Origin of the sequence: Bacillus sp. FSL K6-0255 (assembly GCF_045040725.1) — a bacterium.
Classification (GTDB): domain Bacteria; phylum Bacillota; class Bacilli; order Bacillales; family Bacillaceae; genus Bacillus; species Bacillus subtilis.
In genome coordinates this window covers 4,040,904-4,062,213 of sequence record NZ_CP150278.1, presented here as the reverse complement: position 1 = coordinate 4,062,213, position 21,310 = coordinate 4,040,904, and the positions used below count along the sequence as shown (strand labels likewise).

Genomic DNA, 21,310 nt, shown 5'->3' with positions numbered 1-21,310 from the left:
AGGGGAAATTGTGAATACGTCTTATTCACAATCAACTTTACGGCACAATCAAGTTTTGATTTGGCTTTGTGTTCTATCATTTTTCAGCGTATTAAATGAAATGGTTCTGAACGTCTCATTACCTGATATTGCCAACGAGTTTAATAAACTGCCAGCAAGTGCAAACTGGGTGAATACTGCCTTTATGTTAACCTTCTCCATTGGAACAGCTCTATATGGAAAGCTATCAGACCAGATGGGCATCAAAAATCTGCTTCTATTTGGGATTATGGTAAATGGCTTAGGGTCGATCATTGGATTTGTTGGACACTCTTTCTTTCCTATTCTCATTCTAGCCCGATTTATTCAAGGGATTGGTGCAGCCGCATTCCCAGCTCTTGTGATGGTTGTCGTTGCGCGCTATATTCCAAAAGAGAACAGGGGGAAAGCATTTGGCCTGATCGGGTCCCTGGTAGCAATGGGAGAAGGTGTTGGGCCAGCTATTGGCGGAATGGTTGCTCATTATATCCATTGGTCGTATTTGCTGCTTATTCCAACTGCAACAATTATCACCGTTCCATTCCTTATAAAATTGTTGAAAAAGGAAGAGAGAATAAGAGGACACATTGATATGGCAGGGATTATATTGATGTCTGCAGGTATCTTATTTTTTATGCTGTTTACAACATCTTATAGATTTTCTTTTCTGATCATCAGTATTCTTGCTTTCTTCATATTTGTAAAACACATTAGGAAAGCTCAGGACCCTTTTGTTGACCCTGAATTAGGGAAAAACGTCTTTTTTGTGATTGGAACCCTTTACGGAGGACTAATATTTGGTACAGCAGCAGGATTTGTCTCTATGGTTCCTTACATGATGAAAGATGTTCACCATTTAAGTACTGCAGCAATTGGAAGCGGCATTATTTTCCCCGGAACAATGAGTGTCATCATCTTCGGTTACATTGGGGGATTGCTTGTTGATCGGAAAGGTTCCTTGTATGTACTAACTATTGGAAGTGCCTTGCTTTCTTCCGGCTTTTTAATCGCTGCCTTTTTTATAGATGCAGCACCATGGATCATGACAATTATAGTAATTTTTGTTTTTGGGGGGCTATCTTTCACAAAAACAGTTATATCTACAGTTGTGTCTAGCAGTTTGAAAGAAAAGGAAGCGGGCGCTGGAATGAGTTTGCTTAATTTCACGAGCTTTTTATCAGAGGGAACGGGTATTGCGATTGTAGGCGGTTTATTATCTATCGGCTTCTTAGACCATAGGCTGCTGCCTATTGACGTTGATCACTCTACCTATTTGTATAGCAATATGCTCATACTTTTTGCAGGGACCATTGTTATTTGTTGGCTAGTAATCTTGAATGTATATAAACGTTCGCGGAGGCATCGCTAAATGAGTGAAAGGGTCAATCTTGTGAAAGTAATCCAAGGTTGATCCTTTTTTGTAAAATGAATAAACATGGCATCAATAGCATGTTCTTTAGATTAGCCATCGTTAGCTATACCCCATAGATACGAGAACAGGCTTGTTTTCGCGTTTCGCTTTTTCATATGCTTCTTCTCCCCAAGGGAACCAGTCCACAGGGTTATGAGCATGTTGAAGTAAAATAAGTAGACTTCTCAGCGATTAATTCTATTGGGTTTATTGTTAGTGGGCATAGGATCACCTTCTTTCGTTTTTTTATAAACACAAAACTTAGCCGATTTACTTAAAAGAGGGAGAATGAAATATAAAATAATGTTTAATTATGTTAATGCGTCCTTTCCAGTCTTCTTCTTTTAATACAAGAGAATGGATATTTTTAGCTCTGTTAAAATTTGATGTTGATAATTCAATAGTATTAAGGGGAACCCATTGGAGTCCCCTTTAGTTCAATAAGAAAAATAGCTGTCGAGTGTTACCTTACAATGTATATTTTGGAGGGAAAGATTTTTTTAGCCATTCCAATGATAAACGATTTGCACAACGCCAGAGGAAAATGTTCTTGTATTCACCATTTTTAAATTTATCCTCTGTTTTACATCAATAAACAACGGTTTTCCTTCTCCCAAAACAACAGGGTGAATAGATAATCTAAATTCATCAACAAGCCCCAAATTTATAAAAGTTGTAATGAGACTCGCTCCACCATATAGCCAGATGTCTTTGCCAGACTTTTTCTTCAAGTTATTTACTTCTTCAAGAATATTATCATTTATAAATATGGCTTGATTATCAATCTCATTTTGTGTTCTGGAAAAAACATATTTCTTTTTACTATGAACCAATTTCCAAATTTCCTTTTCTGTATCAGGGTCCTCATCTTTTGGAATATATTGTCCCCATAAATCGTAGCTTTTTCTGCCATATAAAATAGTATCAATTTGATTTAAGAAATCAGTAAACCCCATATCAGGGTCCATAATGCACCAATCAACTTCTCCATTTTTCCCTTCAATAAAACCATCTAAAGTAACTGCTAAATCTAAAATGATTCTTCTCTGTTTTAAGTTATTTGTCATAACTATTCATCCTTTTCCATAAGAAGTTGGTAGAAATTCTTCTCCCACTCTCGCACCAGATAGACTAAGTTGCGTTTATGGACTGAGTGAAGAACAGTATCCTAAAATGAAAGTGCCCACTACTCTTCGCAGCTTGATTAGCCGGAACACTCTTTATCTTCACTTGGTTAAATGAAAGCTCTGCTCGATTAAGTTATAGATTTCGCCTTCTGGATCTGTCCGTTCTAAAACAATTGAAATCCAATGTTCCTTATCCATATGATATCCGGGTAAGACATTTTCCCCATTTCTTAAGCTATCACTTATTTCAGGGGGACATTTTAGATTTAGAATATCTATTTCGCCATGACCATCCAAGCCTAATTTTTCTGGGAGAACATTCATGATAAGACCGTACCATTTTTTGTTTGATGTATGTCTCAAAGAAGCATAGTTTGGGTATTTCTCCCACGGGTAATCAGGCGATGTACCGTATTTTTCTTTGACGTGTTTAAAGATATCTTCTCTTGTTAACATACTCAATCACTCCTTTATTCACTCTACTTTCTTCTTGAAAAAGTCAAAGAGCGATCCTTGGTTGTCCTTTGGATACTTCAATAGAGATGTCATCAATGGCAGAAGCTGTGTCAAAGCTTCCTCTCTCCACGGATACTAGTCAACAGGGTTGTGGGCGAGTTGAAGGAAGTATGATATTTCTCATTGAGTTTATTGTTAGTGGGCATAGGTTCATCTTCTTTTCTCTTGTTTCTATTCCTTTTTACTGTACCACAAGCCTCTGTTGAAATACCCCATTAAGACAGTGAAATAGAAAAATCGCTATATATAAAAGGTAATGGATGCTGTTCTTTTAAAGAGTGCCCTTTTGGAAGCTGTTATTGATCGAAACGAGTATGCTAATATAATCTCGTTTAGGAGGGGATTGATATGATCAAGAAAATGGCTCAAATGAATTTGAAAGATTTCAATAAACCAAATGAACCTTTCGTTGTTTTTGGGAGAATGATACCTGCTTTTGAAAACGGTGTTTGGACATATACTGAGGAACGATTTTCTGAACCTTATTTTAAACAATATGAAGATGATGAAATGGATGTTAGTTATATTGAAGATGAAGGGAAGGTTGTCTTTTTATATTATGTTGAAAACAACTGCATCGGCCGGATTAAGATTCGTTCTAACTGGAATGGGTATGCACTAATAGAGGACATTGCCGTTGCAAAAGACTATAGACAAAAAGGCGTTGGAACAGCATTATTACATAAAGCGATTGAGTGGGCAAAGGAGAATAAATTTTGTGGCCTTATGCTTGAAACACAAGATATTAATGTTTCAGCTTGTCATTTTTATGCCAAACATCAATTTATAATAGGTGCAGTTGATACGATGCTTTATTCCAATCTTCCAACAGCAAATGAAATTGCGATTTTTTGGTACTATAAATTTTAATTTATCATAAAATTATTGAACGAAACGTAGCTTGTTTTGCGTTTCGTTTTTTCAAAGAAGAGGTTTTTTAACCCCTTCTTTTTTTTGATAAGAATTGTTTTTCCACAATAGGCATAAAAACGTGAAGGATCATTCCTCCCAAACAGACGGTTAATAGGGTTCCGATGCCGATAGGGCCTTTAAAGATGATGGCTAATACTAAGAAAAGAGCGTATACCAATGTTCTTGAAAACAAGATTGTTCTTTTGGAGAGATCTCGGATAATAAGTGTTAAATGATCGATGGGTGTTGATGCGAATTTCGTCTGAAGATAGATGGCTGTTCCAAGACCGATGAGCACCAAACCAATTCCGAAACAAATCAGTTTGCTTAACAACGCATTTAGATAGATGGTGTTTTTTACAACAAACAACCATAGGTCAATGCCTATTCCAGTAATGAATGCTGTAATCAAGCCCAGCAAAATAGGTTTTTTTCTCGTTAATATAGCGTTGCAGATTAGGAGGATCACAGAAATAAGGACCTCCCAGCTTCCTACGGTAAGTCCGACTTCTTTTGACAGACCAACCAAAAGGGCATCGAAGGGTGATGTGCCGAGTCCTGATTGTATGGTTAAGGAAATGCCCAAACTTAATATGAGTATGCCTAATCCGTAAAAAATATATTTCATGTTAAATCCGCGATATTTCTTTTGTCATCAGGACGTGAGGGATGCCGTCTTCCATAAATTCCTGTGAAGAAATCTGGTAGCCCAGTTTTTGATAAAAGCCTGCTGCTTGTGTTTGACCATGCAGCTTACATGCAGTCAGTCCTTTTTCTTTTATGATTTCTTCTAACCCGCTTACGATGACTTTCCCCAATCCGTACTTACGGTAAGGTTTTAGGATGCAGATTCTTTCCAGCTTTGCTGTATGGTCAACGATGCGCACACGGCCCGCGCCGACAGGCTGATTCTCATGATATACCAAGACATGCTGGCATTGTTCCTGGAGCGTATCAAATTCATCGAACTCTTCGGATTCCGATACATGTTGCTCCTCAATGAAAACCGTCTTTCTAATATTCAAAGCTTCATGTAAATCAGCTTCAGTTGTTATTCTTTTTATATTCATTATGAATCAATCCTTTTCTGATATTAGTCTGGACTGTACAGCATGCATGTGGTCTTATAATAGTAAGGTTAAAACATTTTTGTTGTAATTGCAACAAAAATACGTGAGGGGTTTTAGGAATGAATGATATTTTGCGTGAGATCGGCATGATAGCAAGAGCGTTGGATTCCATAAGCAACATCGAATTTAAAGATTTAGACTTAACAAGAGGGCAGTATCTCTATCTCGTACGTATATACGAAAATCCGGGAATTATTCAAGAAAAATTGGCGGAAATGATAAAAGTGGACCGGACAACGGCCGCGCGGGCCATTAAGAAGCTGGAAATGCAGGGATTTATTCAAAAATTGCCGGATGAGCAAAATAAAAAAATAAAAAAACTGTTCCCGACTGAGAAAGGGAAAAAGGTATATCCATTGTTAAGAAGAGAAGGAGAACATTCCACGGAAGTGGCCTTGTCCGGTTTTACTTCAGAGGAAAAGGAAACCATTTCTGCACTCCTTCATAGAGTGAGGAAGAATATAGAACGTGATTGGGAATATGTGAAGAAGGGGAACAAAAGGGATTATTAATGGACAATGTTAACAAGGGGAACAAAAGGGATTATTAATGGACAACGTTTACAAGTTGAGCTGATGCTGACGAAAATCGGCGTCTCCTTCTCAAGAATCTAGTTCACTTCTGTTTTCTTTAAAACTATCAAAAAATTTCCACAGGAGATGGTTTGCGTGAATTTGAGACAACTATCAGAACATGTCTTTCAATGTGAATTTGAGCTTGATGTGCCTCTTCGTATTCCGGTTCATACTTGGTTTATCAAAGATGGTGATGATGTTTATATTGTTGATACGGGAATAGAACGTTTTGCTGATGCTCAAATTAGGGCAGCGTTAGCGATCGGCGATCCAAAAGCCATTTTGCTTACCCATGGCCACAGTGATCATATCGGAGGTGCATCAAAATGGTTAGAGAGATTTGATATTCCGATTTATGCCCACCAGAAAGAACTTATATATATCAATGGAGAAGCGCCTTATCCGAACAAAAATGAAGTGGAGAACACAGGGGTAGCCCATATTGTCCAGCCGCTGACGGAGCAAAGGCTTGCTCACCTGCCTCTGAAATACTATTTAACACCTGGCCATTCGCCGGGGCATGTCGTGTATGATCATAAAATCGATCGTACGCTATTAACGGGCGACCTTTTTATCACAAGTAAGGAGGATTTACACCCACCTATAAGAAGATTCAGTGTTGATATAAATGAGAACATCGATAGCGGCTCAATCATAGATCAAATCAAACCAACGCTCATTTGCTCTTCACATGGCGAAGAAATCCTTTATAACGAAGAATTGTATAAAAACTATGTGGTAAGGTATAGGGATTAATGGAAGTGAAAAACATAAGCTGAAAAATCTCCAGCATGGTGAAGCCCTCGATCCGATTTACTCACACCCAAAAAGAAAAAATGGCAGCTGCCTGCCGCAGAGGCTTTTGCGGAGCTTGTTTTACATTCGATTCATGAGCAAAAGGAGTGAGTGTCAGGCTCACTCCTTTTCTATTTAAATTGCGGCTGTGAGCTTTGGTTTTACAAATTTCATGAAAATCCCTCTGACTAATGGGCCCATAATCAGTAATTGCAATGGATAGGCCAGGATGAAATTTTTCAACACCATCATAAGGTAAGCACTGAAGAGGCTGTCCCCGTTCAGCCCATTTGCCAGAACCGCTGTCACTAAACCGAACACAGACATACAAAGTACCATACCAATCACCATACAAGTTGACATGGCAAGGATGACATAAATTTTTTTAGTCTTGTCGAACGGCATGCGGAATGCAATCTTCTTGGCGAGGGGGCCCACTAACAGTAAATCTAACAGGAGGGCGACCATAAAACCGATGACCATTTCAAAAACGGTCATAAGTGAAAAATCCTGAATGGCTCCGTTGATGATGGCATTGTAAATCGACATGACGCAGACCATTCCAAAACACATCATCACGCCAAATATAAGACTCTCTTTTTTATTTGCTGGCATACAATCATTCCTTCTCTTCATAATCGGTGATTAGTATACCAATGAACTGTTCATGCTCATAAGTGACAAATTTGTGAACAATCTATAGCGCAGAATCGTCTTGTTTTGTCATCAGCACATGCGGAATGCCGTCCAGCATAAATTCTTCTGATGCAGTCTGATAGCCGAGCTTTTCATAAAAGCCTGCCGCCTGTGTCTGGCCGTGCAGTTTGAAGGCAGAAATGCCTTGTTCTTTCACAATACGTTCTAATGCAACGACGATCACTTTTCCCAAACCGAATTTGCGGTAAGACTTCAGAATGCAGATTCGTTCCAGTTTCCCCGTGTGGCCAACGATACGGACACGTGCAGTGCCAACAGGTACATTCTGATGATAAGCCAGGATGTGCTGGCAATCACCGTGGAGTGTATCAAACTCATCGAATTCATCCGAAATGGGACAGCCTTGTTCCTCTACAAATACTGCCTTTCTGATTTCAAACGCTGTATGTAAATCCTGTTCTGACGTGATTTTTTTGACATTCATGCTTGAATCCTCCCTACTCAGAAAAATGGCTGATCACATATTGTTTAAAGGTCTCAGCAACCGGTGATAAAAACCTGCCTTTTATCCAGGCAATTCCTATGACACGCTGACATTCCGGCCAGCTGACGCGGATTTTGGTGATTTTGCTTTGGTCTAAGCCTTTCAGGTCTGGGAGAATAGATATGCCCAGTCCGGCTGCCACAAAACCTGCGGCAGTAGCTGCTTCTTCTCCTTCAAACATAATGTTCGGCTGTATATCGGCCTTCTCAAACAGCTCATCGACCGTCATCCGAAGCGCATAGCCCTTTTTCAATAAAATAAAACGCTCCCCGGCAATCTCATTCAGGGTAATGCTTTCGCGACTGGCTAATGGATGATCATTTGGCACAAATACAAAGAGTTCTTCACTCCACAGCTTGATCCATTGGATCGGATCTTCAGGCTTAATCGAAGCGAGGAGACAGAGGTCCAGATCCCCGGATTTTAATCGTTCAAGCAGCCAATAAGAGTGGTTTTGCTTCAGCTGGAAGGCAATGTTGGGGTATTCCTGCTGAAAGGAGCCGATGAGATCGGGCACGAGCGTGGTGCCTAATGTATGTAAAAAACCGAGAGAGACTACGCCTTGGTCTGGCTTTAATAAGGCTTGGATTTCTTCTTTTCCTTCGGTATACTCCTTCATCATCGCCTGAACCCGCCGCAAAAAAATGTGTCCGTATTGATTTAAGCTGATGGATCGTCCTTGCCTGTCAAATAGCGGGACGCCCAAATGATTTTCCAGCCTGGCGATAGAGCGTGAAAGTGCAGGCTGTGTGATGGAGAGGCTTTTTGCGGCTTTCGTGACGTGCTGCATCCGGGCCAGTGTTTGAAAATATTCAAGTTGTTCCCATTCCAATTATCATCTCTCCTTTATTACATGTAAGCATGAAAACGATATTTTATATGCATTATACAACATATATCAACGGTGCTAAGATAATAATATAAACAGACTCGAGGATGTTTGAATTCGGAAGAAATAAAGGATGATTGTTTATGAATGGCAGTGCTCCACAACATGATGAGGGACCGATAAAGTCCCGATGACATACATTCGAAAAGGCACACCGGTTTTTCGAAAAATTACGTTTGCTTTCTTCGCTGCGGGTTTCAATACATTTGCGATTCTATATTGCGTACAGCCGCTCATGGAGGAATTCACGCGGGAATTTCATGTAACGCCTACTGCGGCGAGTCTTTCTTTATCTGTTACCACAATGCTGTTAGCTGTGAGCATGCTTGTCTTTGGTTCATTATCCGAGGTGTGGGGGCGCAAGCCGATTATGGGTATTTCCATGCTGGCCGCATCGGTTCTCTGTCTGGCATCGGCCTTTAGTCCGAACTTTCATACGCTGCTCGTATTGAGAACCATTCAAGGCGTTGCGCTCGCAGGCCTTCCGTCGATTGCGATGGCTTATCTCGGGGAAGAAATTGAACCCGGAAGTCTTGGGTCGGCGATGGGGCTGTATATCAGCGGAAATGCAATCGGCGCCGTTTTCGGAAGGATCGTTTCCGGGCTCCTGAGCGAGTACTTGAATTGGCATATGGCGATGGGGGCAATTGGTGTCATTAGTTTGATTGCTAGTATTATATTTTGTATGAATTTGCCGCCATCCAGGCATTTTACGCCAAGAAAATTGAAGCTCGGGAAATTGGGAATGTCTCTGATCGGCCACTTGAGGGACCGTAAACTATTCAGCTTGTTTCTCATTGGTTTTTTGCTGCTTGGAAGCAATGTTGCCTTGTTTAATTACATTGTGTATGTGCTGTTGGGCCCGCCGTATTCGCTTAATAAAGCATTTTCCAGCTGGATCTTTATTGTGATGATTGTAGGCATTTTCAGCTCGTCTTTCATTGGAAGAATGGTTGATCGGTATGGCTATCCGAAAATATTGGTGATGAATATTTTCATCGTCATTGCAGGTGCGTTATTTACGATAAACAATATGCTGGCAGTGAAAATTCTGGGGATTGCCCTCTTTACATTCGGTTTTTTCGGAGGGCATTCAGTTGCCAGCAGCTGGGTGGGCAGGAGAGCCCTTCACAACAAAGCACAGGCTTCATCGCTGTATTTGTTCTTTTATTACGCCGGTTCAAGTGTTTTCGGAACAATCGGAGGGCTATTCTGGTCTGTTTTTCACTGGCTGGGCGTTGTCGGTATGATCACCTTCATGCTGCTGGTTGCGTTATGGCTGTCGGGATACTTGGCAAGAAGTGCGAAAGTGCCGGATAAAAGGAACGAAAAAGGATTGAATTGATCAGTAAAAAAGGACCGTTAGCGGGTCCTTTTTTATTTCCAATGGGCAGGGATTCGTAAAGACAGCGGCAGCTTTGTGTTCGAATCGCCGTTGGCGGCGTTCACCTGTGCCTGTGTCAGAAAGATGCTCCCGGTCAGGTCGGCGCCGCTGAGATCAGCGTCTCTCATATCTGCACCGATAAAGTCTGTCATTCTCAAATCGGCATTTCTCAGATCGGCGGCTATGAGCAGCGCCCCTCTTAGATTTGCTCCTCGCAGATCAAGCCCTTTCAGTTTCGCGCCGATCAGGACACTTCCCCGGCTGACCTTTTTCGGGAGTTTTGGATGGCGGGCTTGGGCTCGCACCAGTTCACTTGTTTTTAACAGCCATTCATTGACCTCAGCTCGATGCTCGTCCACCTGCAGTGTCAGCAAGCGTTCTTTGCTGAGTCTGGTGAGCCTTTCTATTTTTTCGAAACTGGTTCTCAGTTCAGCATGAATCGGCTTGGCTATATCTATAGAAAGAGCTTCATGTAAATACCAGAGCATTTCGTGCAGCTGCTGCATGATAGGAAAAACATCAAACATCTGGTTGGCCGTTTCGGGGCTGTTTCGCCAATCCTTTCCCTCATAAGTGATTTGGGATACTTTTTGGCCGGCGCCAAAGCATTCATATGCAGAGCAGCCTCGAAATCCTTTTTCTCTGAGATCTTTATGTATAGAACATTGATAGTTTGATTGTAAGTTGCGGCAAGGCGTGCCCCCGTCTTTATCAAAAGCAAAATCTGCCGACTTCGCATAAGGCAAGGCGACACAGCACAGGCCAAAACAGTGCTGGCAATCCGCACTTAAATCATGATGTATATTGTCATGTAACGTTACTTCCGCAGACAATAATATTCACCCCTTCACTTGGGTACTTTGTTAAATATATCTATTTGATTATATAGGAAAAAAGGATACTTTTCATTTTGTTTTCACGGTTTCAGTGGTCTAGCGATGTATAATATATCCAATCATGATGATTGGGGGAATTCATTTGGAACAGCAATTGAAAGACATCATCTCTGCGTGTGATTTGGCAATCCAAAATGAAGATTTTGATACACTGATGAATTATTATTCGGAAGATGCCGTTTTAGTCGTGAAGCCGGGCATGATCGCGCGAGGCAAAGAAGAAATCAAAAAAGCGTTTATTACGATTGCGAACTATTTCAATCATCATATTGTCCCGAAACAAGGGGAAATGATCCTGTTGGAAGCAGGTGACACGGTACTCGTCCTTTCTCAGACACTGCTTGATTCGGATAAAAAGGACTCCGAGTATGCGATGGAAAGAAGGGCGACCTATGTATTTAAGAAGAATGCGCAAGGCGAGTGGCTTTGTGTAATTGATAACTCATATGGTACGGATTTAATTGGTGTGTAAGATATGTCTTTGATGTGCCATACCTGCATATAATGATTCATTCAGCTGATTAGGGAAGGTGACACAATTGAATGTGTATGACATCAGAATGGCTCCTTATTGGTTTTATGAAAGCAGAGGACTTGTTCAACATCCATACGTATTTCGGCAGCCTGTCTCCTCACGTGCAATCATTGCATCTACTCGCGGCGATGTAACGGGAGACGGCGTTATTGACGAGGTCTTTCTAACTGGAAATCAAATGCCCGGCAGCCTGTTATGGAGAAATATCACATTGGTGATCCGTGATGGCAGAACCCATCAGGAGCAGCAGATTCAGCTTCAAAACAATATGGGATACAATCCGTCACTTTTTCTGGGGGATATGACAGGCGACAAGATTGAGGATGTGGCGGTGGTAATAGATACAGGGGGAAGCGGCGGTGCTATTTATGCATACGTGTTTGCCTATCTAAACAGGCAGTTCCGGCGAATTTTCAATTCAGATGTATTGAATGATGAATTAAAGTACAGTGTGAGGTATCAAAATCAATATAAAGCGAGCGTCATCAGTCATCAGCAAAACGAAACGTATATCCTCGACCTTACTTACAAAGGCAGGGAATATTTGAATGAGATTTATAACAGCCAAGGTGTGTTAAAAATGCCGATAGAAGGATGGGTGAATCCTTTATCGGGCTTGTATCCGGTTGATTTTGACAGAGACGGCGTATACGAATTATTGGCGTACCAGCGGATAGCGGGAAGGTATAACGCCGACTCATTGGGATATGTTCAAACCGTATTAAAATGGAACGGACGGCGTTTTGCCGTTGACCGGCAGAATGTTTCGATTGTTGGCGGTGCTGTCTCGTAATCCTGATGGCTGTCACCCTATAAAGGGTGACAAAACACTACAGGTGTTCTGCAACGACAACCAAATAATAAGATAAACCGGCTTGCTGCTCTTCTAACATTCCTCTATGGAAATCATCTTGCATAAAAAAACGTGTTTGTTTTACGTAATCTTCTTTACTTGTCGGATGCCCGTTCTGATTTAGGAACTTAAGATGATTCATGACATGCTCTTGCACGGAAGGGTCATGATACGTTACGCCGTTTCTTAAAAAATCAGCCATCCTATCAAGAAAATGTTTAGCCTCTATTGCCATTTTGTTCATTTCATCGACATTGATTGTATGTGTATCCAATTCAAAATCGTAACGCTCTTTTAAATACCCATTTTGTTCTGCTAAAGATTGTTTCCATTCTTCAGCGCTTTCAAATCCTTTAAACATTACCTTATGATCCATGTTTTCGCCTTTTCTCGTGTATTCTAAAGATGTGTTGACTGTTTGAATGAGACGCTGATACTTTTCAATTTTCTTTTCAAACAGCTTTTTTTGTTTTTCTAATGTACTTGTTCTTTCAGCATCCTCATTTAATAATCTTTTGATTTCTGACAAAGGAATATCTAATTCTTTGTAAAAAAGGATTTCCTGCAGTCTTTTTAGTTCGTCAGCACCATAGTACCGATATCCGGCTTCGCTTATTTCCTTTGGGGCTAGCAAGCCGATTTTGTGGTAATGATAAAGCGTTTTGATTGTGACATTCGCAATATTGGATAGTTCTTTTACTGTTAATTTCTCCATCCGACTCCTCCTTTCTTCTTTCACTATGAGGCCTTACCTTTGGTTGGAGTCAAGGATAAAATGGTGGTGTTTTCGTCCGAAGACAGACTAGTGAATGTGGGAGAAAGAAAATAACACCTGGCGGATTCAAAGAAAAGAGTGCTTTTCAGCAAGCACTCTTCATTCCAGTTTAATTCGTTTTACATCCCCTAATACAAACACATAAAAAACCAATCCCAGCAACAGCACAAAACCAGCTACCAGAAAGCTGAGGGTAAAGGAGCCTGTCACATCAAACAAATACCCTGTCAGTGACGCAGCAATAATGCCTCCGAACAGGTTGTTTGCGAGATTCACCATGGAGCTCAGCATGGATACGGAACCGATCGGCGCGAGTTCTGCGGAGATGGACCAGCCGACTGGAGCGGTTGCTGAAATTCCGGCGAGTCCGATGGAAATGCAAATAATGGCTACGGTAATATTGTTCGTCAGAATGGAGCCTAAAAAGAAAAAGCCAAAGCTCATTCCGACTATGATTACGGTTCGGTACACCTTGGTGTTAGGATAGCCTTTCTTAATAAAATAATCGACGAGCCAGCCGCCGACGGCAATTCCGGAAATGGTTGAGATCAGCCACGGCACTGCTGTAAATAAACCGGACGACATGAGATCCATACCGTATGTATGTTTAAAGAAAGTCGGAAGCCAGGTGAGCAGCAGGTTGAATGTATACCCGTACCCTGTAAATCCGATCATTAAGCCCCATACTTTCCGATTGGTGAAAAGCTTTTTTAAAAGCGGGCCCGTTTTGTAAGGGATTTGCTCTGTTGTAATGGCATTGTGTTTTTGAATATAGTTTAGTTCACTTTTAGAAATGCGTTTATGCCGTTCAGGCTGTTCATAATACTGCCAGAAAAAAATCGTAAACAGCACATTGATGCATCCAATCGTCAAAAAAGCGACACGCCAGTCAAATGTTGTGACAAGAAAGGCGACCAATGGCGCGCCGATTACATTTGAAAACTTGGCGGCCGAATCAAACAGTGAGTTTGCCAATCCCCGCTCACTTGGAGGAAACCAGAGAGCGGTTGCTTTAGAGGCAGCAGGGAACGCAGAGGCGCTCGTCAGCCCAATGAGAAACCGGAACAGATACAACAGCAATTTTCCTTGCAAAAAAGCAAGAAGGATCGTTAAAAAGCTCCATATTGTCATTCCAACCCTCGTGACCCATGCGACCCCAAAACGGTCCAGCAAACTTCCGACAGGCAGCTGCATCAGTGTATAGGAATAGGTGTAAATGGAAAACACGATGCCGAGTTCAGTTGCAGTAAGGTGAAACGAATCTTGTATCGCAGGGGCCGCTACCGAGATGGCCACTCGGTCAAAATAATTAAGAATAATAATGCCGCTAAGTAACGAAGATATGTACCATCTGGTATGCCCAGGCCGTTTCACGCGCTCTTGACTCATGATGAAAACCTCCTCTGTCATAGCATGATCTCCTGATGGAAAAACCATTCAAATTTTAAATACCACAGCGCGCTTTTATATAAACGGCAGGAATTTGACCGGAACAGATTGGTGCTTTAGAATGAAAGTAATAAAAATGAACACTCCAAAGGGGAGTAGCTTTCACAGTAAAGTCGTCATTACGGGACAAGTTGTCCTCGGCTTTGCTGGCAATCTCATTTGTTAGCGAGACCTTTGCCAAATCTGATTTGGTGAAGGTCTTTTTGTTTCAGGAACTTCACCAAATTGGTGGAGTTTTTTCATTTTTATCAAAAAGGGAGAGGAGCATCAGAATGTCTAAGCTGAAAAAGTGGCTGAAGCGTGAATTGGTGAGGAAAGGGCTGCCGTTAGCGAAAGAGAAATTGATTCCGATCTTAAAAGAAAAAATGAAAAAGAAACAATAAGGGGGCTGAAGATGAAGATCATTTTGACAGTACTTGCCGGAGTGGGACTTTTGAGTGCAGGCGGATGTGGCATGCTTGATCAGGTGAACGACGGATTGAACTATACGAGTGAAGCAGCTGGTTATGTGGAGAAGGTGAAGACATTTGCAGAGGAAGCGCCTGAATTGGCTGAGAAAGCTGTAAATGACACCGAGGCGAAAGAAAAACTTGAAGCGCAGCTTGAGTCGATTCAGAAGGCTGCCGCTGATTTTAATGAATTAACGCCGCCTGATGCCGCAGCGGAGATTCATCAAACCATTCAGGAACATAACGAAACCTTGCAGAAAAGCGCTGAAGATGTGTTGAAACAAGCCGAGGAAGGCAAGGTATCGCTTAAAGAATTGGAGCAGTCAGACCTGGTCCAAAACGCAAAGCAAATTACTGATGTGATGGGACAAATTGAGAAGCTGGGTGAATAAGAAAAAGCATCCCGACGCGGGATGCTTTTTGCTTATTCAGCCATTGCGTCTGTTAAGACAGGAACGACTTGTTTTTTACGGGAAACAACGCCTTTTAAGAGGGCTGTGTTGTTTTCTAATGTAACGTTGAACGCTTTTTCCACTTTCGCTGCTTCGTTACCGATTGCAAGAGCAAGTGAATCATTTTCTAAGATATCTGTGATAACGAGAAGGAAGAGATCAAGATTCTTCTCAGCCACAACTTTTGAGATCACAGCTTCTAATTCAGCTTGGCGTTTTTTCACATCTTCAATGTCCACTGTATTTACTTGTGCGATTTCGACTTTCTTGCTGCCGAGCGTAAATTCTTTCGCATCAAGAGAAATGAGCTCTTCCACTGTTTTTTTGCTTAGATCAGCGCCTGCTTTCAACATGTTCAAGCCGTATTCTTCAGCATCTACGCCAGCGATCTCCGCAAGCTCTTTTGCTGCTGCTACGTCTTGGTCCGTGCAAGTTGGAGATTTAAATAACAGGGAATCAGAAATGATCGCAGACAGCATAAGGCCGGCAATTTCTTTCTCGATTTTCACGTTATTCTCTTTGTACATTTTGTTTAAGATGGTAGCCGTACAGCCTACAGGCTCAGCACGATAGTAAAGCGGCTCAGCTGTTTCAAAGTTAGCGATGCGGTGATGGTCGATAACCTCTAAAACCTGAACCTCTTCAATGTCTTTGATGCTTTGCTGGCGTTCGTTATGGTCAACCAGGATAACGCCGTTTACTTCGTTTGCAGCTGTTTCAACAAGACGCGGGCTTTCTTGTTTGAAATAGTCAAGCGCGTATTGTGTTTCGCCGTTGACTTGTCCGAGGCGGACAGGCTCAGCATTGAAGCCGAGTTTGTTTTTCAAATCAGCATAAGCAATCGCAGAACAAATCGTATCTGTATCTGGGTTTTGGTGTCCGAAAATAAGTATCTTTTCCATGATAGCTCCTATCCTTTTTTTAAGTAGTGTAATCTTTATATAGTTTAACACGTCTGGCTGCAGGTGTAATCATGCAAACCCTTAAAAATTGATGTGAATAAGAAGCATTTTCTTTGAGCTAAGGAGAAAAGGTGTGTAAAATACTGGGTAGCTTAGTTGCAAAATGTAATGTAGTATCAAAAAAGGTACTATTGGAGGGTCAAGAATGAGTGGAAAAAAGAATATATACCCGAACAAAGAAGGCTGTCCAGTTGAATTTACTCTAGATGTCATTGGCGGAAAGTGGAAAGGAATTCTTTTTTATCACATGATAGATGGCAAGAAACGATTTAATGAGTTTCGGCGAATCTGCCCGAGTATTACTCAAAGAATGCTTACTCTTCAGCTGAGGGAGCTGGAAGCGGACGGCATCGTGCATCGGGAGGTTTATCAACAGGTGCCGCCCAAGGTTGAGTACTCTCTGACGGAATTCGGGCGAACGCTTGAACCGATTGTTTTGCAAATGAAAGAATGGGGAGAATCCAACAGAGACGTGCTGGAATCTTATCGTTCGAACGGCTTACTGAAGGATCAGCAGAAATAGCAGCAAAGGGAAAACTCCTTTGCTGCTTGTTTTATTTCATTGAAATGGCTCTGTTGGCGTTTCTGACATCGTTTTTCAACAGTTCAGAAAGGTTGTAAGACGGATAATATCCATGCTGATACATGTATCGATAAACTTGGGCGTGCAGCTGGATGGCAGCATTCAGCTGTTTGACCAGTACGTTTCTTAATTGAGGTGTTGCTGTTTCTGTAATTGCGATGGCATAGCTGCGGACAGATGTTTTAGCAAAACCGAGCAGGTCACCGCTGTAAAATGGGTTATCTGCGCGTTCTTCTTCCTCATCTTCTCTGTGCGGAGCCTGTGGAAAGAACGGAAGAAGCTCTCTCAAATTTTGCTCAACACCCTGAATAGACACGTTATAAAGCTGTCTGAGCTGAGGGTCTTTTACTTCTCTTATCATTTTCTTCAGTTTAATGAGTCCGTTTGATTGAAAAGCAACCAGCTCGTGCATTTCTAATGTTTCATGCCAAGCCAATGTTCTGCGTTCATCCATGTGAAAATTCTCCTTTATCGATCAGATTCCATATCAGCATATGCCCAATGCTCAATGTTGTTCATGATGTTTTGAAGTTTTTAAAAAGGGAAATTCACCTTATATAGGATACGGGTTGAGAACATGCACAAAGAGGTGAAACACAATGTGGGACATGATAAAGAACTTTTTCTTGTTTAGCAGCGGCGTTCTGCAAGCAACAACCCTTTTACTGGTGATCTTAATTTTTATGTATGTCAGAAAAACGAAAAAGAAAAACAAGGAATCTTCTGGCTTTATGGATGATAAACATTAATTGTGATGGGCATTCTTTTCAAAGAATGTCTTTTCATTTTTCATGTTTCACATGAAACATTAGCGTTATTTTACTTGCGATTTGGACTTATGTTAAAATATAAAAGTAAAATTTAGAGATGATATAAAAACATTCGGTGTAACGTATGTTGCAGCGATGAAAAAGAGCAGTCGTTTATGCTGCTCTTTTCTATTCGTATGTTCAGGATGATACGAGGTGACTAAGTGAAACAAACGAGAGCTTTAATGGAAGGTGCTATTTTAATCAGTCTGTTTGCGATCATCACGCTTCTGGTCGTTTATGTTCCTGTGATTGGAACAATTCTGTTATTTGCACTGCCGCTGCCAATGATCTTGTATACGATCAGACATGGATTGAAGCTAGGGATATGGATGGGCGCTGTCAGTCTTCCGGTTGTTTTTATTGTCGGGTCCTTTAACGGGCTTATTGTAGCTTTTATGTCAGCTTGCGCCGGCATTGCCATGGGACATTTTTTCAAAAGGAAAGAGCCCGGGCACGCCATTATTTCGGGCGCTCTTATTTATATGCTTAGTATTGTCTTCTATTTTGTGATAAGCATTCAGTTTTTGGGTATCAATATCATTGATGAGGCGATGACACAATACCGGCAATCTCTTGATATTGTAGAAACTGTAGCGAAGCAGTCGGGCAATGCTGGACAGTTTGAGAAGCAATTAAAACTGATGGAAGAACAATTGGGTATCGTTCAATATCTTTTTCCAACAGCTATTGTGATGGTAGGAGTTATTTTTTCTTTCCTCAGTTACCTTATCGCTAAGCCGCTCTTAAGGCGATTCTCCCCCGATATTCCTAATCTAAAGCCTTTTAGAGAGTTGAAGTTTCCGCAAAGTGTTGTAGTACTGTATTTGATTATTGTCATGCTTTCATTTTTGCCTTTAGAAAAAGGCCAAATGCTGTACTCTATCGCTTTAAATGGGGAGTTTATACTCGGGTTTCTGATTTTCATCCAAGGTTTATCATTTATCTTTTTCTATTGCCATAAGAAACAATATCCAAAGGCTGCGGCTGTGATTGCTGTCATACTTGGGTTTGTGCATCCGGTCTTCATGGCAGCCATTCGCATTTTAGGCGTTTTAGATATGGGCTTTCATATAAGGAATAAGGTGAAGTGAACATGAGTTTTACTCACATGGTGGGGAGTGATAGAAATGCCAAGCTTTTATGAAAAACCGCTGTTTCGGTATCCCATCTATGCATTGATTGCTCTGTCAATTATTACAATCCTCATCAGCTTTTATTTTAACTGGATATTAGGAACCGTCGAAGTGCTGCTGCTGGCAGTTATTTTGTTTTTTATTAAGCGTGCTGATTCTCTTATTCGACAAGAGATTGATGCTTATATTTCTACGTTGTCCTACAGGTTGAAAAAAGTCGGTGAAGAGGCATTGATGGAAATGCCGATTGGAATCATGCTTTTTAATGACCAATATTATATAGAATGGGCAAATCCGTTTCTTTCCTCTTGCTTTAATGAAAGCACTTTAGTGGGGAGATCACTTTACGATACTTGTGAATCGGTAGTGCCGCTTATCAAACAAGAGGTGGAATCGGAAACGGTTACATTGAATGACCGCAAGTTTAGGGTTGTCATCAAACGGGATGAGCGTCTCTTATATTTCTTTGATGTAACAGAACAAATTCAGATTGAAAAGCTATATGAAAACGAAAGAACCGTCCTGGCATATATTTTCCTTGATAACTATGATGATGTGACACAAGGATTGGATGACCAGACGAGAAGCACGATGAACAGCCAGGTGACATCTTTGCTGAACGCTTGGGCGCAGGAGTACGGGATCTTCTTGAAAAGGACGTCTTCAGAACGCTTTATTGCTGTACTTAATGAACACATCTTAACTGAACTCGAAAATTCGAAGTTTTCGATTCTTGATGAAGTGCGGGAAAAAACCTCGTTTGACGGTGTAGCGCTGACGTTAAGCGTCGGTGTCGGGGCTTCAGTTTCTTCCCTGAAAGAACTTGGCGATTTGGCGCAATCCAGCTTGGACTTAGCACTGGGACGCGGCGGAGACCAGGTAGCCATTAAGCTGCCAAACGGCAAGGTGAAGTTTTACGGCGGTAAAACAAACCCAATGGAGAAACGAACAAGGGTGCGGGCCCGCGTGATTTCTCACGCCTTAAAGGAAATCGTCACCGAAAGCAGCAATGTGATTATCATGGGGCATAAATTCCCCGACATGGATTCTATCGGCGCAGCGATCGGGATTTTAAAGGTGGCTCAGGCAAATAACAAAGATGGTTTTATCGTGATTGACCCAAACCAAATCGGATCAAGTGTGCAGCGTTTGATTGGGGAAATCAAAAAATATGAAGAACTGTGGTCAAGATTTATTACGCCTGAAGAAGCAATGGAGATTTCCAATGATGACACACTGCTTGTGATCGTTGATACACATAAGCCGTCACTCGTCATGGAGGAACGGCTGGTCAATAAAATTGAACATATCGTGGTCATCGACCATCACCGAAGAGGTGAGGAGTTTATCAGAGATCCGCTGCTCGTTTATATGGAACCATACGCTTCTTCCACAGCGGAATTGGTGACAGAGCTGCTTGAATATCAGCCGAAGCGTTTAAAAATCAATATGATTGAAGCAACAGCCCTATTAGCTGGTATAATAGTGGATACAAAGAGCTTTTCTCTCCGCACGGGCTCGCGGACTTTTGATGCGGCTTCTTATTTAAGGGCAAAAGGCGCCGACACGGTGCTGGTGCAGAAGTTCCTGAAAGAAACCGTTGATTCCTATATTAAACGGGCGAAGCTGATCCAGCATACGGTCCTCTATAAAGATAACATTGCGATTGCTTCTCTTCCTGAAAATGAAGAGGAATACTTCGATCAAGTGCTGATTGCGCAGGCTGCCGATTCGCTGCTGTCGATGAGTGAGGTTGAGGCTTCATTTGCGGTGGCGAGACGGGATGAACAAACGGTTTGTATCAGTGCGCGGTCGCTTGGCGAGGTAAATGTTCAGATCATCATGGAGGCCCTGGAAGGCGGAGGGCATTTAACAAATGCGGCGACTCAGTTGTCCGGCATTTCAGTTTCTGAAGCGCTGGAACGGCTGAAGCACGCCATAGATGAGTATTTTGAGGGAGGCGTACAGAGATGAAGGTTATTTTCTTACAAGATGTAAAAGGAAAAGGAAAAAAAGGCGAAGTCAAAAACGTAGCAGACGGTTATGCGCATAACTTTCTAATTAAAAAAGGCCTCGCGGTTGAAGCGAACGCTTCAAACATCAGCGCGCTAAACGGACAAAAGCAGAAAGAGAAAAAAGAAGCCATTGCTGAGCTTGAGCAGGCTAAGAGCTTGAAAGAGACATTAGAAAAACTGACTGTTGAGCTTAGCGCAAAATCAGGTGAGGGCGGCCGTTTATTTGGTTCAGTGACAAGCAAGCAAATTACTGAACAGCTCCAAAAAGACCATAACATTAAAGTAGATAAGCGGAAGCTTGAACTGCCGGACGGCATTCGTGCATTAGGATATACGAACGTGCCTGTGAAGCTGCATCCTGAAGTGCAGGCTGTGTTAAAGGTACATGTAAAAGAAGAAGCTTAATAGAAAAGAGGCTTGGATTCATCCAAGCCTCTT

Annotated in this window: 25 protein-coding genes and 2 pseudogenes; 14 read left to right on the top strand and 13 right to left on the bottom strand. The window is 41.6% G+C overall.

What is annotated here, in order from left to right:
• Positions 1 to 10 precede the first annotated feature (10 nt).
• The gene (gene tet(L) / locus MHB62_RS21105; RefSeq protein WP_032722818.1) at positions 11 to 1,387 is read left to right on the top strand and encodes a tetracycline efflux MFS transporter Tet(L); all 1,377 of its coding nucleotides are present in this window, start codon (positions 11 to 13) and stop codon (positions 1,385 to 1,387) included.
• 105 nt (positions 1,388 to 1,492) lie between these two features.
• Here tet(L) and MHB62_RS21100 read toward each other — a convergent pair.
• From MHB62_RS21100 to MHB62_RS21090, 3 genes and pseudogenes are all read right to left on the bottom strand, one after another.
• A pseudogene (locus MHB62_RS21100) lies at positions 1,493 to 1,653 on the bottom strand (DUF255 domain-containing protein); the annotation flags it as partial.
• A 276-nt stretch (positions 1,654 to 1,929) separates the two neighbouring features.
• Positions 1,930 to 2,496 (bottom strand): dihydrofolate reductase family protein, encoded by a 567-nt coding sequence (locus MHB62_RS21095; RefSeq protein ID WP_032722817.1) that lies wholly within the window; start codon positions 2,494 to 2,496, stop codon positions 1,930 to 1,932.
• A 159-nt stretch (positions 2,497 to 2,655) separates the two neighbouring features.
• Entirely contained in the window at positions 2,656 to 3,012 is a 357-nt protein-coding gene (locus MHB62_RS21090) for an MmcQ/YjbR family DNA-binding protein (protein WP_029726097.1), read from the bottom strand.
• Between the two features lie 408 nt (positions 3,013 to 3,420).
• On the opposite strand from MHB62_RS21090, the gene satA reads away from it, so the two are divergent.
• Positions 3,421 to 3,942 carry a streptothricin N-acetyltransferase SatA gene (gene satA, locus MHB62_RS21085; RefSeq protein WP_029726098.1) on the top strand — a complete coding sequence of 174 codons (522 nt, stop codon included), beginning with the start codon at positions 3,421 to 3,423 and terminating at the stop codon, positions 3,940 to 3,942.
• 67 nt (positions 3,943 to 4,009) lie between these two features.
• Here the strand turns inward: satA and MHB62_RS21080 are convergent, their stop codons facing one another.
• On the bottom strand, positions 4,010 to 4,612 hold the full coding sequence (locus MHB62_RS21080) for a YitT family protein (RefSeq protein WP_029726099.1): 603 nt from the start codon (positions 4,610 to 4,612) through the stop codon (positions 4,010 to 4,012).
• Position 4,613: 1 nt separating this feature from the next.
• A complete protein-coding gene (locus MHB62_RS21075; protein WP_029726100.1) occupies positions 4,614 to 5,054 on the bottom strand; it encodes a GNAT family N-acetyltransferase in 441 nt (146 codons plus the stop codon).
• Between the two features lie 119 nt (positions 5,055 to 5,173).
• Between MHB62_RS21075 and MHB62_RS21070 the strand changes: the two genes are divergently transcribed.
• The 3 genes and pseudogenes from MHB62_RS21070 to MHB62_RS21060 form a co-directional block, all read left to right on the top strand.
• Positions 5,174 to 5,626 (top strand): MarR family transcriptional regulator, encoded by a 453-nt coding sequence (locus tag MHB62_RS21070; RefSeq protein ID WP_003226875.1) that lies wholly within the window; start codon positions 5,174 to 5,176, stop codon positions 5,624 to 5,626.
• A gap of 156 nt (positions 5,627 to 5,782) precedes the next feature.
• Complete coding sequence (locus tag MHB62_RS21065; protein WP_032722814.1) at positions 5,783 to 6,445, top strand: MBL fold metallo-hydrolase; 663 nt, start codon at positions 5,783 to 5,785, stop codon at positions 6,443 to 6,445.
• 7 nt (positions 6,446 to 6,452) lie between these two features.
• A pseudogene (locus MHB62_RS21060) lies at positions 6,453 to 6,595 on the top strand (LysR family transcriptional regulator); the annotation flags it as partial.
• 24 nt (positions 6,596 to 6,619) lie between these two features.
• On the opposite strand, the gene MHB62_RS21055 reads toward MHB62_RS21060, so the two are convergent.
• From MHB62_RS21055 to MHB62_RS21045, 3 genes are all read right to left on the bottom strand, one after another.
• A complete protein-coding gene (locus MHB62_RS21055; protein ID WP_032722811.1) occupies positions 6,620 to 7,099 on the bottom strand; it encodes a DUF2798 domain-containing protein in 480 nt (159 codons plus the stop codon).
• A gap of 82 nt (positions 7,100 to 7,181) precedes the next feature.
• The gene (locus MHB62_RS21050; RefSeq protein WP_032722810.1) at positions 7,182 to 7,625 is read right to left on the bottom strand and encodes a GNAT family N-acetyltransferase; all 444 of its coding nucleotides are present in this window, start codon (positions 7,623 to 7,625) and stop codon (positions 7,182 to 7,184) included.
• Between the two features lie 13 nt (positions 7,626 to 7,638).
• A complete protein-coding gene (locus MHB62_RS21045) occupies positions 7,639 to 8,517 on the bottom strand; it encodes a LysR family transcriptional regulator (RefSeq protein WP_017695801.1) in 879 nt (292 codons plus the stop codon).
• A 187-nt stretch (positions 8,518 to 8,704) separates the two neighbouring features.
• On the opposite strand from MHB62_RS21045, the gene MHB62_RS21040 reads away from it, so the two are divergent.
• A complete protein-coding gene (locus MHB62_RS21040; protein ID WP_032722809.1) occupies positions 8,705 to 9,919 on the top strand; it encodes an MFS transporter in 1,215 nt (404 codons plus the stop codon).
• A gap of 32 nt (positions 9,920 to 9,951) precedes the next feature.
• Here the strand turns inward: MHB62_RS21040 and MHB62_RS21035 are convergent, their stop codons facing one another.
• On the bottom strand, positions 9,952 to 10,791 hold the full coding sequence (locus tag MHB62_RS21035) for a pentapeptide repeat-containing protein (protein ID WP_003226887.1): 840 nt from the start codon (positions 10,789 to 10,791) through the stop codon (positions 9,952 to 9,954).
• Positions 10,792 to 10,936: 145 nt separating this feature from the next.
• On the opposite strand from MHB62_RS21035, the gene MHB62_RS21030 reads away from it, so the two are divergent.
• Both MHB62_RS21030 and MHB62_RS21025 read left to right on the top strand, forming a co-directional pair.
• Positions 10,937 to 11,326: a nuclear transport factor 2 family protein gene (locus MHB62_RS21030; protein WP_029726106.1), complete on the top strand. Its 390-nt coding sequence runs from the start codon at positions 10,937 to 10,939 to the stop codon at positions 11,324 to 11,326.
• A gap of 67 nt (positions 11,327 to 11,393) precedes the next feature.
• A complete protein-coding gene (locus MHB62_RS21025; RefSeq protein ID WP_032676931.1) occupies positions 11,394 to 12,182 on the top strand; it encodes a hypothetical protein in 789 nt (262 codons plus the stop codon).
• Positions 12,183 to 12,219: 37 nt separating this feature from the next.
• Here the strand turns inward: MHB62_RS21025 and MHB62_RS21020 are convergent, their stop codons facing one another.
• Entirely contained in the window at positions 12,220 to 12,957 is a 738-nt protein-coding gene (locus MHB62_RS21020; protein ID WP_032722806.1) for a MerR family transcriptional regulator, read from the bottom strand.
• Positions 12,958 to 13,116: 159 nt separating this feature from the next.
• Positions 13,117 to 14,427, bottom strand: a complete 1,311-nt coding sequence (locus tag MHB62_RS21015) for an MFS transporter (protein ID WP_014478548.1) — start codon at positions 14,425 to 14,427, stop codon at positions 13,117 to 13,119.
• 433 nt (positions 14,428 to 14,860) lie between these two features.
• On the opposite strand from MHB62_RS21015, the gene MHB62_RS21010 reads away from it, so the two are divergent.
• Positions 14,861 to 15,307: a DUF6376 family protein gene (locus tag MHB62_RS21010; RefSeq protein ID WP_014478547.1), complete on the top strand. Its 447-nt coding sequence runs from the start codon at positions 14,861 to 14,863 to the stop codon at positions 15,305 to 15,307.
• Between the two features lie 32 nt (positions 15,308 to 15,339).
• Here the strand turns inward: MHB62_RS21010 and MHB62_RS21005 are convergent, their stop codons facing one another.
• A complete protein-coding gene (locus tag MHB62_RS21005) occupies positions 15,340 to 16,269 on the bottom strand; it encodes a manganese-dependent inorganic pyrophosphatase (RefSeq protein ID WP_003226902.1) in 930 nt (309 codons plus the stop codon).
• A 205-nt stretch (positions 16,270 to 16,474) separates the two neighbouring features.
• On the opposite strand from MHB62_RS21005, the gene hypR reads away from it, so the two are divergent.
• A complete protein-coding gene (gene hypR, locus MHB62_RS21000) occupies positions 16,475 to 16,852 on the top strand; it encodes a transcriptional regulator HypR (protein WP_014478546.1) in 378 nt (125 codons plus the stop codon).
• A 31-nt stretch (positions 16,853 to 16,883) separates the two neighbouring features.
• On the opposite strand, the gene cotF is transcribed toward hypR, so the two are convergent.
• Positions 16,884 to 17,366 (bottom strand): spore coat protein CotF, encoded by a 483-nt coding sequence (gene cotF, locus MHB62_RS20995; protein WP_003243364.1) that lies wholly within the window; start codon positions 17,364 to 17,366, stop codon positions 16,884 to 16,886.
• A 145-nt stretch (positions 17,367 to 17,511) separates the two neighbouring features.
• On the opposite strand from cotF, the gene MHB62_RS20990 reads away from it, so the two are divergent.
• The 4 genes from MHB62_RS20990 to rplI all read left to right on the top strand — a co-directional run bounded on the left by MHB62_RS20990 (position 17,512) and on the right by rplI (position 21,277).
• Complete coding sequence (locus MHB62_RS20990; protein WP_003226909.1) at positions 17,512 to 17,661, top strand: hypothetical protein; 150 nt, start codon at positions 17,512 to 17,514, stop codon at positions 17,659 to 17,661.
• A gap of 224 nt (positions 17,662 to 17,885) precedes the next feature.
• Entirely contained in the window at positions 17,886 to 18,815 is a 930-nt protein-coding gene (locus MHB62_RS20985) for a YybS family protein (protein WP_003243969.1), read from the top strand.
• Between the two features lie 36 nt (positions 18,816 to 18,851).
• Positions 18,852 to 20,831 (top strand): cyclic-di-AMP phosphodiesterase GdpP, encoded by a 1,980-nt coding sequence (gene gdpP / locus MHB62_RS20980; protein WP_003242517.1) that lies wholly within the window; start codon positions 18,852 to 18,854, stop codon positions 20,829 to 20,831.
• Positions 20,828 to 21,277 carry a 50S ribosomal protein L9 gene (gene rplI, locus MHB62_RS20975; RefSeq protein WP_003226915.1) on the top strand — a complete coding sequence of 150 codons (450 nt, stop codon included), beginning with the start codon at positions 20,828 to 20,830 and terminating at the stop codon, positions 21,275 to 21,277. Before gdpP ends, rplI begins: the two co-directional genes overlap by 4 nt.
• Positions 21,278 to 21,310 lie beyond the last annotated feature (33 nt).

Excerpts from the sequence above, each read along its gene's own strand:
- MHB62_RS21095 (WP_032722817.1), bottom strand. The coding sequence starts at position 2,496 with ATGACAAATAACTTAAAACAGAGAAGAATCATTTTAGATTTAGCAGTT.
- MHB62_RS21090 (WP_029726097.1), bottom strand. The coding sequence starts at position 3,012 with ATGTTAACAAGAGAAGATATCTTTAAACACGTCAAAGAAAAATACGGT.
- satA (WP_029726098.1), top strand. The coding sequence starts at position 3,421 with ATGATCAAGAAAATGGCTCAAATGAATTTGAAAGATTTCAATAAACCA.
- MHB62_RS21080 (WP_029726099.1), bottom strand. The coding sequence starts at position 4,612 with ATGAAATATATTTTTTACGGATTAGGCATACTCATATTAAGTTTGGGC.
- MHB62_RS21075 (WP_029726100.1), bottom strand. The coding sequence starts at position 5,054 with ATGAATATAAAAAGAATAACAACTGAAGCTGATTTACATGAAGCTTTG.
- MHB62_RS21070 (WP_003226875.1), top strand. The coding sequence starts at position 5,174 with ATGAATGATATTTTGCGTGAGATCGGCATGATAGCAAGAGCGTTGGAT.
- MHB62_RS21055 (WP_032722811.1), bottom strand. The coding sequence starts at position 7,099 with ATGCCAGCAAATAAAAAAGAGAGTCTTATATTTGGCGTGATGATGTGT.
- MHB62_RS21050 (WP_032722810.1), bottom strand. The coding sequence starts at position 7,625 with ATGAATGTCAAAAAAATCACGTCAGAACAGGATTTACATACAGCGTTT.
- MHB62_RS21040 (WP_032722809.1), top strand. The coding sequence starts at position 8,705 with ATGACATACATTCGAAAAGGCACACCGGTTTTTCGAAAAATTACGTTT.
- MHB62_RS21020 (WP_032722806.1), bottom strand. The coding sequence starts at position 12,957 with ATGGAGAAATTAACAGTAAAAGAACTATCCAATATTGCGAATGTCACA.
- MHB62_RS21015 (WP_014478548.1), bottom strand. The coding sequence starts at position 14,427 with ATGACAGAGGAGGTTTTCATCATGAGTCAAGAGCGCGTGAAACGGCCT.
- MHB62_RS21010 (WP_014478547.1), top strand. The coding sequence starts at position 14,861 with ATGAAGATCATTTTGACAGTACTTGCCGGAGTGGGACTTTTGAGTGCA.
- MHB62_RS21005 (WP_003226902.1), bottom strand. The coding sequence starts at position 16,269 with ATGGAAAAGATACTTATTTTCGGACACCAAAACCCAGATACAGATACG.
- hypR (WP_014478546.1), top strand. The coding sequence starts at position 16,475 with ATGAGTGGAAAAAAGAATATATACCCGAACAAAGAAGGCTGTCCAGTT.
- cotF (WP_003243364.1), bottom strand. The coding sequence starts at position 17,366 with ATGGATGAACGCAGAACATTGGCTTGGCATGAAACATTAGAAATGCAC.
- MHB62_RS20990 (WP_003226909.1), top strand. The coding sequence starts at position 17,512 with ATGTGGGACATGATAAAGAACTTTTTCTTGTTTAGCAGCGGCGTTCTG.
- gdpP (WP_003242517.1), top strand. The coding sequence starts at position 18,852 with ATGCCAAGCTTTTATGAAAAACCGCTGTTTCGGTATCCCATCTATGCA.
- rplI (WP_003226915.1), top strand. The coding sequence starts at position 20,828 with ATGAAGGTTATTTTCTTACAAGATGTAAAAGGAAAAGGAAAAAAAGGC.